Annotated in this window: 9 protein-coding genes; 5 read left to right on the top strand and 4 right to left on the bottom strand. The window is 67.8% G+C overall.

Annotated features, from left to right (window positions below):
- Positions 1 to 6 precede the first annotated feature (6 nt).
- The 3 genes from modA to Q9K23_RS14905 are packed head-to-tail and all read left to right on the top strand — an operon-like array spanning position 7 to position 2,706.
- The gene (modA, locus tag Q9K23_RS14895) at positions 7 to 786 is read left to right on the top strand and encodes a molybdate ABC transporter substrate-binding protein (protein WP_152972607.1); all 780 of its coding nucleotides are present in this window, start codon (positions 7 to 9) and stop codon (positions 784 to 786) included.
- Positions 787 to 805: 19 nt separating this feature from the next.
- Positions 806 to 1,588, top strand: a complete 783-nt coding sequence (locus Q9K23_RS14900) for an ABC transporter permease (protein WP_020793836.1) — start codon at positions 806 to 808, stop codon at positions 1,586 to 1,588.
- Positions 1,585 to 2,706, top strand: coding sequence for an ATP-binding cassette domain-containing protein (locus tag Q9K23_RS14905; protein WP_187343508.1), 1,122 nt, complete (start codon positions 1,585 to 1,587; stop codon positions 2,704 to 2,706). Before Q9K23_RS14900 ends, Q9K23_RS14905 begins: the two co-directional genes overlap by 4 nt.
- Here Q9K23_RS14905 and Q9K23_RS14910 read toward each other — a convergent pair.
- Both Q9K23_RS14910 and Q9K23_RS14915 read right to left on the bottom strand, forming a co-directional pair.
- Positions 2,646 to 3,596 carry an adenylate/guanylate cyclase domain-containing protein gene (locus Q9K23_RS14910; RefSeq protein ID WP_020790839.1) on the bottom strand — a complete coding sequence of 317 codons (951 nt, stop codon included), beginning with the start codon at positions 3,594 to 3,596 and terminating at the stop codon, positions 2,646 to 2,648. The genes Q9K23_RS14905 and Q9K23_RS14910 overlap by 61 nt on opposite strands.
- A complete protein-coding gene (locus Q9K23_RS14915; protein ID WP_020790840.1) occupies positions 3,593 to 4,813 on the bottom strand; it encodes a TetR/AcrR family transcriptional regulator in 1,221 nt (406 codons plus the stop codon). The genes Q9K23_RS14910 and Q9K23_RS14915 overlap by 4 nt, the downstream gene beginning before the upstream one ends.
- 129 nt (positions 4,814 to 4,942) lie before the next feature.
- On the opposite strand from Q9K23_RS14915, the gene Q9K23_RS14920 reads away from it, so the two are divergent.
- Both Q9K23_RS14920 and Q9K23_RS14925 read left to right on the top strand, forming a co-directional pair.
- Positions 4,943 to 6,154: an acetyl-CoA C-acetyltransferase gene (locus Q9K23_RS14920; protein WP_020790838.1), complete on the top strand. Its 1,212-nt coding sequence runs from the start codon at positions 4,943 to 4,945 to the stop codon at positions 6,152 to 6,154.
- 37 nt (positions 6,155 to 6,191) lie between these two features.
- A complete protein-coding gene (locus Q9K23_RS14925; RefSeq protein WP_305950175.1) occupies positions 6,192 to 8,363 on the top strand; it encodes a 3-hydroxyacyl-CoA dehydrogenase NAD-binding domain-containing protein in 2,172 nt (723 codons plus the stop codon).
- A 147-nt stretch (positions 8,364 to 8,510) separates the two neighbouring features.
- Here Q9K23_RS14925 and Q9K23_RS14930 read toward each other — a convergent pair whose 3' ends face one another.
- Both Q9K23_RS14930 and Q9K23_RS14935 read right to left on the bottom strand, forming a co-directional pair.
- A complete protein-coding gene (locus Q9K23_RS14930; RefSeq protein WP_082365711.1) occupies positions 8,511 to 9,242 on the bottom strand; it encodes a slipin family protein in 732 nt (243 codons plus the stop codon).
- A gap of 342 nt (positions 9,243 to 9,584) precedes the next feature.
- A complete protein-coding gene (locus Q9K23_RS14935; RefSeq protein WP_020792029.1) occupies positions 9,585 to 10,442 on the bottom strand; it encodes an alpha/beta fold hydrolase in 858 nt (285 codons plus the stop codon).
- Positions 10,443 to 10,539: the final 97 nt, after the last annotated feature.

Raw genomic sequence — 10,539 nt, forward strand, 5'->3', positions numbered from 1 at the left:
AGGATGATGCTGCGCAGCAAGAGGATTCGTCAGACTTTCGCGGCCGTCGGGGTGGTTGCGGCCGCGGCCGTCACCGTGGTCGGGTGCTCGTCGTCGGACGACGGCGGAAGCGGTGAGAAGACCGTCCTCAACGTCTACGCGGCCGCATCGCTGAAGAAGACCTTCACCGAGCTCGAGAAGGCTTACGAGGCAGAGCATTCCGACGTCGACGTGAAGATCAACTTCGACGGGTCGTCGGCGCTGGTCAACCAGATCCAGCAGGGCGCCGACGTGGATGTGCTCGCCACCGCCGACGAGGCGACCATGAACAAGGTGACCGACAAGGTCAACCCCCCGCAGATCTTCGCCCGCAACACCCTGGTGATCGTGACCGCACCCGGAAACCCCAAGCACGTCACCGATTTCGCGAGCCTGCGCAACCCCGACGTCACCACCGTGGTGTGTGCGGTGGAGGTTCCGTGCGGTGCGGCGACCGCCGAGGTCGAGAAGAACACCGGCGTCGACATCACCCCGAAGAGCCAGGAGACCTCGGTGACCGCGGTGCTGACCAAGGTCACCAGCGGGCAGGCCGACGCGGGTCTGGTCTACGTCACCGATGCCAAGGGTGCCGGCGACAAGGTCACCACCGTCGTGGATCCGGCCTTCGCCACGGTGGTCAACAACTACCCGATCGCCACCCTCAAGGCGTCGAAGCACGAGCAGCAGGCCCAGGAGTTCGTCGACCTGGTGCTCGGGAGCACCGGTCAGAAGATCCTGACCGACGCCGGCTTCGCCGCGGCCTCCTGATCGGGTTCAGCGTCAGCAGATGAGGCGCGTCCCGCTCTGGATTCACGTCCCTGCCGCCCTCGGGGTCGCGCTGATCCTGATGGGTCCCATCGCGATCCTGTGGCGGATGCCGTGGGGGACCTTCTGGGAGTCGGTGACGTCGCCGGACTCGGTGGAGGCACTGCGGCTGGGCATGCTCACCGCGGTGACCACCACCGTCGCCTGTCTGGTCCTCGGTGTGCCGATGGCGATCGTCTTCGCCCGGTACGACTCGATGTTCATCCGGGTGATCCGTGCGGTGGTGCTGCTGCCGCTGGTGCTGCCGCCGGTGGTCGGCGGTGTGGCGCTGCTGTATGCGCTGGGCCGGTACGGGCTGATCGGGCAGTACCTCGACCGGGCGGGGATCGTCATCGCGTTCACCACCCCGGCGGTGGTGATCGCGCAGACCTTTGTGGCACTGCCGTTCCTGGTGATCAGCGTGGAGGGTGCCCTGCGAACCGCCGGTGATCGGTACGAGCAGGTCGCCGCCACACTCGGTGCGGGGCCGACGCGCACACTGTGGCGGGTCACGTTGCCGCTGATCGTGCCCGCACTGATCGCCGGCAGCGTGCTCGCCTTCGCCCGGGCGCTCGGCGAGTTCGGTGCCACGATCACCTTTGCCGGCAACCTGCCCGGGACCACCCAGACGGCGCCGTTGAAGATCTATCTCGACGCCATCTCCGATCCGCTTGCCGCACTGCCGATGTCGTTGGTGCTGATCGTGATCGCCCTGGTGGTCGTGGTGGGCGTGCACCTCCGGAAGGGATCGGGGGTGATGACGTGACCGAGGAGTCCGCGGCCTTCCGCGCCGCCGTGCGGTGTGAACTACCGCCGCTCACCGCCGATCTCGAGGTACCGCCGGCGACGACGCTCGGCGTGATCGGCCCCAACGGCGCCGGGAAGTCCACCCTGCTGGGCGTTCTCGCCGGATTGCGCCGCACCCCCGGTTCCGAGGTGCGGCTGGGTGAGCGGGTGCTACAGGGGCGCGGTGTCTTCGTCGAGCCGCAGCGGCGTTCGGTGGTGCTGCTCGAGCAGAAGGCGAAGCTGTTCCCGCATCTCGACGTTCGGCGCAACGTGGCCTTCGGGCCGGCGGCGGCCGGGCTCTCGCGCCGTGCGGCACGCGCGCGCGCCGAGCACTGGCTGGAGGCGGTGGGCGTCGCCCATCTCGCCGACCGGATGCCGTCACAACTGTCCGGCGGGCAGGCCCAGCGCGCGGCGATCGCCCGGGCGCTGGCCACCGAACCGTCGGTGCTGCTGCTCGACGAACCGTTCGCGGCACTCGATGTGGATGTGGCACAGCAGATGCGAACCCTGGTGCGATCACTGCTGTCCGAACGTGCCGGGTGTACGGTGCTCGTCACCCACGACCTCGTCGACATCGTCGGACTCGCCGACACCGTCGCCGTGCTCGACCACGGCAGGCTGGTGCAGACCGGCCCGACCACCGAGGTGCTCACCCATCCGGAGACGTCGTTCGCGGCGTCGCTGTCGGGGGTCAACCTGGTCACCGGTCGCTTCGCCGGGTCGTCGACGATCGAAGGGCCGCAGGGGATCACGGTGGTCGGGGAGCCCTCCGAACCGCTGACCGCCGGACAGGCGGCGGCCGCGGCGTTCTCCCCGCGCGCCGTCGCGGTGTATCCGCAAGCGCCGCACGGGAGTCCGCGGAACAGCTGGACGGGCACCGTCACCGAGGTGATGCCGCGTGGCGATCATGCCGTGGTGTGGTCGGACTGCGGCGGAGTGCGTATCGGTGCCGAGGTGACCTGGGAGTCGGTGGCCGAACTCGGTCTCGGCCACGGCAGCCCGGTGTTCCTGGTGGTCAAGGCCACCGAGGTGCGGATCTACGGGACCGTGGGACCGGCGTCGGTGTTCTCCGATCCCGCTGAATCCGACCGGTTGTAGCGGTTGGCCGTCAGCACCCTCGCCTTGAGCCGGCGGTAGCCGCGCACCGAGAGCGTGGGGATCGGCCGCAGATGGACCGACGGTGTGTCGGCGAGCTCGTCGGCCACCGCCTGATCGACCAGAGTCGTTCCCGGACGGGCCGATCCGCAGAGCCGGGCCGCGATGTTCACCGGCTCGCCGAAGACGTCGCCGAGCCGGGTGAGGATGTGGCCGCGGGCGAGGCCGACCCGTAACGACGGGATGCGGTCGTCCTCGCTGAGCCGGTGGATCGCCAGCGCGGCCTCGGCGGCGCCGGATGCCTCGGTGAAGGTGAACATGACCGCGTCACCGAGGGTCTTGATGACGGTCCCGCCGCTCTTCGCGATGATCTCGTGTGTCTGGTCCTCGAAGATCTCGAGCAGGATCTCGAGTTCGGCCATCCCGATCCGCCGCGACAGGCTGGTGTAGCCCACGATGTCGACGAATCCGACCCCCAGTTCCTGGGATTCGTCATGCGGATGGGCGATGTCACGTTCGAGGGCCGCCGACAGGTGACGCCGCCAGATCATCTGCTGGATCAGGCCCAGTGCCAGCGCCATCTGGTCGCGCGTCCACGGGATCTCGGGATTCTTGTCGAACTCGATCAGCTGTTCGGCCTGCCAGTCGGCCAGCCGTGACATGGTCTGGCCGATCGCCCGCGCGACCGGAACCTGCGCGGCCTGCGGGATGGTCTCGTCGGAGTGGGCGAAGAACCGCAGCGCCTCCACCTCGGCGGCGGTGAAGACCTTCTCGTCGGTGTTCTGCCGCGCGAAACCGAAGGCATTCCACATCTTCTCGGCGTACTCGGTGGAGATCCCGAGTTCGGCGATCAGTTCGTCCCGGGTGTACTCGGGCTCGCCCGCGCTGGTCATACCGAGAGTATGCCCTTCATCAGGTACGCCATGGTGGCCGGGAACTCGGGACGGTTGACCCCGCGTCGCACACGGACCGCGTCGTTGACGATCGACAGTGCGGCATGGACCGCGATCGCCGCCTGCGCACGGTTGAGGTCGGGATGGGCGGCGCCGAGCAGGTCGATCCACCGTGTGACATACCGTCGCTGCACGTCCAGGAGATCCCCCGCGGCCGGTTGACCGGCCAGTGCGTAGGAGTTGTTGAACGCCACCGACAGGTCGGGGCTCGACGTGATCACCCCGACGTACGAATCCACCAGCCGGGCGAGCAGTGCCGCCGGATCCTGGGTTCCCGGTTCGGTTGCGTCGTCGCGGACGGCCGAGTTCGGTACGGCGGCATAGGCGGCCATCACCCCGGCCTCCAGACGGGTGCCGCTGCGTTGGCCGATTCCCAGCAGGATCGCCAGCTTGGACGAGAAGTGTTTGTAGACACTGGGTCCCGTGATCCCCACCGCGGCACCGATGTCGTCGACGCCCACTCCGGCATAACCCCGCTCGGCGAACAGATCGGCTGCGGCGTCGAGGATCTCGTCCCGGCGCGTCCGTGTGGAGGTGCCGATCTGGGGTGGGGCGGTCAGCGGTGGCGCCGACGACGGCTGCAGGGCGACCAGCCGGAGCACCAGGACCCCGAGCTCGGCCTGCGCCCGAGTGGTGGAGAGCCGGGAGTTGTGGACCGCGAGGCTGCCCGCGACCGAGAGCATCGCCCAGGCGATCTGGATGGCATTGCGCTCACCCATACCGGTGGCGGTGTCGATGGTGGCCGCCCAGCGGTGCAGCACCTCCCGGGTGCGCAGCACCACCTCGCGGTTCTGCTCGTCGGTGAGGTGCTGGCTGGCCGAGCGCCACAGTGACGTCGACTCCGGTCGTTTGGCGCCGAGCACGCACAGCCGGGTCACCAGCCGGTCCATGCTCTCGCCGCCTGCCAGCGCGCGGTCGGTACACGACTCGAGGTCGTCGACGGCGGCGATCACCGCGGCGTCGAGCAGGGCCAGCTTGTCGGTGAAGTGCCGGTACACCGACGGCGCGGTGACCCCGGCGGCACGGGCGATGTCGGCCACCGAGACCTGTTGGTATCCGCGTTCGGCGAACAGCGTCGTCGCGTGGTCGACGAGCTGCCGTTTACGGTCGGCCGGACGCGTGCGGCGCGGTCCGGACGGCGGGGTGGAGGTAGACATGGTGAATCGACCTTAGCTGAAAATCGAATGGTTCATCTAGTCCTTGACCTCCAGGTATAGCCAAACAAGTTATTCCGCGTTAGCCTGAGGTGAAACCATCGCTGGTTCGTGTGAAAGGAACACTCTCTCGTGGCCGATCAAGCATTCATCTACGAGGCACTCCGCACGCCTCGTGGCAAGCAGCGCGGTGGAGCGCTGCACAGCGTCAAGCCGGTCGATCTCGCTTCCGGAATCATCAACGAGGTCCTGGCCCGCCACGGCAGCCTCGATGCCTCGCAGGTCAACGACGTGATCCTCGGAGTCGTCTCGCCCGTCGGTGAGCAGGGCGGCGTCATCGCCCGCACCGCGGCGCTCAACTCCGGTCTGCCGGAGAACGTCCCCGGCACCCAGATCGACCGCTTCTGCGCGTCGGGCCTGGAGGCCACCAACCTTGCCGCGGCCAAGGTCGCCAGCGGCTTCGACGACCTGGTCCTCGCCGGTGGCGTCGAATCGATGTCGCGCGTGCCGATGGGCAGCGACGGCGGTGCGCTCTTCACCGACCCGATGACCGCCTACGAGAACTACATCGTTCCGCAGGGCATCGGTGCCGACCTGATCGCCACCATCGAGGGCTTCACCCGCGACGACGTCGACGCCTACGCCGCCGAGTCGCAGGCACGCGCCGAGAAGGCCTGGACCAGCGGCTTCTTCGCCAAGTCCGTGGTACCGGTGCGCGACATGAACGGTGTCATCCTGCTCGACCACGACGAGCACCGTCGTCCGGGCAGCACCGCCGAGTCGCTGGGCAAGCTCAAGCCGGCATTCGCCGGGCTGGCCGAGATGGCCGGCTTCGACGACGTCATCCTGCAGCGTTACCCCGAGGTGGAGCGTGTCAACCACGTCCACACCGGTGGCAACAGCTCGGGCATCGTCGACGGTGCCGCAGCCGTCCTGATCGGTAGCGAGGAGGCGGGCAAGCGCAACGGCCTGACCCCGCGCGCCCGTTTCGTGTCGTTCGCACAGGTCGGCTCCGAGCCGTCGATCATGCTCACCGGCCCCACCCCGGCCACCGAGCTCGCCCTCAAGCGCGCCGGCCTGACCGTCGACGACATCGATGTCTTCGAGCTGAACGAGGCGTTCGCGTCGGTCGTCATGAAGTGGATGAAGGACCTCAAGGTCCCGCACGAGAAGGTCAACGTCAACGGTGGCGCCATCGCGATGGGTCACCCGCTCGGTGCCACCGGTGCCATGATCCTGGGCACCTGCCTCGACGAGCTCGAGCGCACCGGCGGTCGCTACGGCCTGGTCACCCTGTGCATCGGCGGCGGCATGGGTATCGCCACCGTCATCGAGCGCGTCTGATCCCCCCTCGACAGATCAAAGGACTTTCGAAAACACCATGACTGACAACATGATTGCGTGGGAGAAGGGCGCCGACGGCGTCGTCGTGCTCACCATGGACGACCCGAACCAGGGCGCCAACACCATGAACGATCTCTACATGACGTCCATGGAGGCCACCGTCGATCGGCTCGAGGCCGAGAAGGACGACATCACCGGTGTCGTGCTCACCTCCGCGAAGAAGACCTTCTTCGCCGGCGGCGACCTCAAGGACATGACCGCCGAGCGCACCCAGACCAAGGAAGAGATCGCCACCGCGATCACCACGCGCACCAACGCCATGAAGAAGGTGCTGCGTCGGCTGGAGACCCTGGGCAAGCCCGTCGTCGCCGCCATCAACGGTGCCGCCCTCGGCGGTGGCCTGGAGATCGCGCTGCACACCCACTACCGCGTCGTCGCCGACGTGAAGGGGGCCGTCGTCGGCCTGCCCGAGGTCACCCTCGGCCTGCTGCCCGGTGGCGGCGGTGTGGTCCGCACCGTGCGTCTGCTCGGTATCCAGAACGCCCTGATGGGTGTTCTGCTGCAGGGCCCGCGCCTGAACCCGACCAAGGCCAAGGAGATCGGCCTGGTCAACGAGGTCGTCGCCTCGACCGACGATCTGGTCCCGGCCGCCAAGGCGTGGATCGCCGCCAACCCGGAGGCGCAGCAGCCCTTCGACGTCAAGGGATACAAGATCCCCGGTGGCGACCCCAAGAACCCGAAGTTCGCCGCCAATCTGCCCGCGCTGCCGTCGCTGCTGCGCAAGCAGATCAAGGGCGCCAACATGCCGGCCCCGCGCAACATCCTCGCCGCGGCCGTCGAGGGCGCCTACGTCGACGTCGACACCGCCGACATCATCGAGACCCGCTACTTCGTGAACCTCGTGACCGGTCAGGTCGCGCAGAACATGATCAAGGCGTTCTTCTTCGATCTGCAGCACATCAACAACGGTGGTTCGCGGCCCGAGGGTTACCCGAAGTACACCGCCAAGAAGGTCGGCGTCATCGGCGCCGGCATGATGGGTGCGGCCATCGCCTACGTCTCGGCCAAGGCCGGCATCGAGGTGGTCCTCAAGGACATCGACATCGAGGCCGCCAAGCGGGGCAAGGGTTACGCCGAGAGCCTCGAGGCCAAGGCGCTCTCGCGCGGTAAGACCACGCAGGAGCGCTCCGATGCGCTGCTCGCCCGGATCACCCCGACCGTCGACCCGGCCGACTTCGCGGGCGTCGACCTCGTCATCGAGGCCGCGTTCGAGTCGGTCGAGGTGAAGAACAAGGTGTTCCAGGAGATCGAGGACGTCGTCGAGCCCGACGCCATCCTCGGCTCCAACACCTCGACGCTGCCGATCACGATCCTCGCCCAGGGCGTCAAGCGCCAGGAGGACTTCATCGGCATCCACTTCTTCTCGCCGGTCGACAAGATGCCGCTGGTGGAGATCATCCGCGGTGAGAAGACCTCGGATGCGGTGCTGGCCAAGGTCATCGACTACACCCTGCAGATCCGCAAGACCCCGATCGTCGTCAACGACAGCCGTGGGTTCTTCACCAGCCGCGTGATCGGTACCTTCATCAACGAGGCCATCGCGGCCGTCGCCGAGGGCATCGAGCCGGCCCTGATCGAGCATGCGGGCACCCAGGCCGGTTACCCGGCCGCACCGCTGCAGCTCAGCGACGAGCTGAACCTCGTCCTGATGCAGAAGATCCGTCTGTCCGGCCAGGAGGCCGCCAAGGCCGAGGGCAAGGAATTCCCGCACCACGGGTCGTTCGACGTCATCGACTACCTCGTGGAGCAGGGTCGCCCGGGCAAGAAGGACGGCGCCGGCTTCTACGAGTACGACGAGAGCGGCAAGCGCGTCCAGCTGTGGCCGGGTCTGCGGGAGAAGTTCAACTCCGGCAGCGGTTCGGCCACTCTCGAGGACCTCAAGGAGCGCATGCTCTTCGCCGAGGCCGTCGAGACCGCCCGGTGTATCGAAGAGGGCGTCATCACCTCGGTGCCGGATGCCAACATCGGCTCGATCTTCGGCATCGGCTTCCCGGCGTGGACCGGTGGCGTCGTCCAGTACATGAACCAGTACGAGGGCGGCCTGCAGGGCTTCGTCGACCGTGCCCGCGAGCTGGAGGCCAAGTACGGCACCCAGTTCACCCCGCCGGCCTCGCTGGTGGAGAAGGCTGCCAAGGGCGAGAAGTACTGATCTCGTTCTCGGACCGCTGAACTGACAGACAGGGCCCCGACCGGATTCCGGTCGGGGCCCTGTTGGCTGTTCGGTTGCCGCGTACGGACGTCGTTTCCGCCTACCGGAGCAGGCAAGCGGGAAGCGGACGAGTACGCCAGAACACGGTCAGCGGTCGTCGTCGGACGCGACCGGCCGGGCGGCCGCAGCGTCTGCGTCACCGACGGCGAGGACGACCTTGGCGCCGTACGGCGCCTCCTGCACCAGCCGCAGCCGTGCGAGTGCCGGGTGCGCGTCGAGCAGCCGGCCGGCGTTGGCCAGTGCACGCAGGGCGGCGGTCTCGGCGCGGGCCTTCTCGAGTCGTGCCTGCCCCTGCATCTTGGCGGTGATCAGTTCGAGTGCCGCCGAACGGATCTCGGAAGGCGTGATCACGTCCTTGAGGAACACCGCCTCGACGTCGATACCCATGGTGGCACCCGCGGTACGGGCGGCCTGCAGGATCGAGCCGACGTCCATGTTCTGGTCGCGGGCGAGCAGCTGCTCGACGGTCGACGACGCGCAGGCATCCCGGAGGGCGACCTGGGCGGCGAGATAGACCGCCGACCACGGGTCGGCCGTGGTCTCGGTGTAGGCCACCGCGTCGGTGACCCGGGCCCGCAGTGCCATGGTGACCCGGACCGAGACGGTGTCGGCGGTCAGGACCTCCTGCGGCGCAACGGGAACGATGCGCGTACGGAGGTCGACGTCGACATACGACCCCGTGCGCCGTACGCGATGCCGACCGGGGGCCAGCGTGCGCGACAGGCGGCCGCCACGGTATTCGAGGACCGTGTGACCGGGCTCGATCTCCTGATGGGAGAACAGCTTCCGCTTGGGCTGGAGTGCGAAGGTGAAGGACATGGCGAACCTCCTTCCGTGTGCGCCGCGCATGTCGATGTTCGGTTGTGGGTTCCACGTGGAACGCGACGGCATGCGACACCGCCCGCGGGCGGGTGCACCGGTGGGGACACGCGCGGGAAGAACCGGACGCGAGCCACAGGACCGATGCCACCCGGAACCCCGGGGGCGGTGCCAGGACGGAGGAGTCGAACCCCGGGCCTTGCCGGCCGTTGCCATGTGGAGGCACGAGAGTGTCACGCGCAGAACATGATCGGCGGTACCCCGCGACCGGCTGCTTCTCTCGTGTCGATATGACTCTGGCAGATCCGACGACCCGGGCGCAATCGATTAAACGTGTGTCGGTCAGCGGGCGAGGAAGGCCGCGACCGCGGACTCGAAGGCCTCCTTGGCCTCGATCATCACCCAGTGCCCGCAGTTGGGGAAGATGTGCAGCTCGGCCTGCGGGATCAGCCGCATCGGGACCATCGCCATGTCCGGCGGGCTCACCCTGTCGTCACGGCCCCAGGTGAGCAGTGTCGGGCACGAGATCTTGTGCATCATCGACCAGTACGGCGGGATGTCGGAGTCGGCCATGAACTTCTGTTGCATCGCAAAGGATGCCGACCCGTACATCATCCTGCCGGTCTGCAGGGCGTCGGGATGCATCGCGGCCTCCCAGCGTTCCTGGATCAGTTCCTCGGTGACCAGTGCCGGGTCGTAGACCATACCGCGCAGCCAGCGGACCAACTTGTCGCGGTCGGGGTCGTCGGCGAACTCCTGCAGCAGTCGCAGTCCTTCGGAGGGGCTCGGGGAGAAGACGTTGGGCCCCACCCCGCCGATGGTCACCAGCTTCTCGACGCGGTCGGGCTTCTTGATCGCCAGGTTGACGCCGACGACGCCGCCCATCGAGTTGCCGATCATCGGCGCCGAGTCGATGCCGAGGGCGTCCATGAACGCGATCACCGACTTGCCCGCGGTCAGCACGGGCATGCCCTCCCAGGCGTCGCTGACGCCGAATCCCGGGAACTCGACGATGTAGCAGTGGTGGGTCTCGGCGAAGAATCCCAGGTTGCCGCGATAGTTGCGCCAGCCGTTGACGCCCGGCCCGGACCCGTGCAGCAACAGCAGCGGCGGGGCGTCGGGGCTACCGGCCTCGTGGTAGCGCAGCACGCCCTTGTCGGTGGTCAGTTCGCGTCTGGTCGCGTCATAGGTGACATCCACCCCATCAGACTAGAACGTGTTCTAGTTCTTTGTCACCGGGTCGCCGCGCGTCGACCCTCGACGTCTCGGCTGTCCCGCCCTGTCCGGTCGGCCAGTA

Origin of the sequence: Gordonia sp. NB41Y (assembly GCF_030718915.1) — a bacterium.
Classification (GTDB): Bacteria; Actinomycetota; Actinomycetes; order Mycobacteriales; family Mycobacteriaceae; genus Gordonia; species Gordonia desulfuricans.

Excerpts from the sequence above, each read along its gene's own strand:
- modA (WP_152972607.1), top strand. The coding sequence starts at position 7 with ATGCTGCGCAGCAAGAGGATTCGTCAGACTTTCGCGGCCGTCGGGGTG.
- Q9K23_RS14900 (WP_020793836.1), top strand. The coding sequence starts at position 806 with ATGAGGCGCGTCCCGCTCTGGATTCACGTCCCTGCCGCCCTCGGGGTC.
- Q9K23_RS14910 (WP_020790839.1), bottom strand. The coding sequence starts at position 3,596 with ATGACCAGCGCGGGCGAGCCCGAGTACACCCGGGACGAACTGATCGCC.
- Q9K23_RS14915 (WP_020790840.1), bottom strand. The coding sequence starts at position 4,813 with ATGTCTACCTCCACCCCGCCGTCCGGACCGCGCCGCACGCGTCCGGCC.
- Q9K23_RS14925 (WP_305950175.1), top strand. The coding sequence starts at position 6,192 with ATGACTGACAACATGATTGCGTGGGAGAAGGGCGCCGACGGCGTCGTC.
- Q9K23_RS14930 (WP_082365711.1), bottom strand. The coding sequence starts at position 9,242 with ATGTCCTTCACCTTCGCACTCCAGCCCAAGCGGAAGCTGTTCTCCCAT.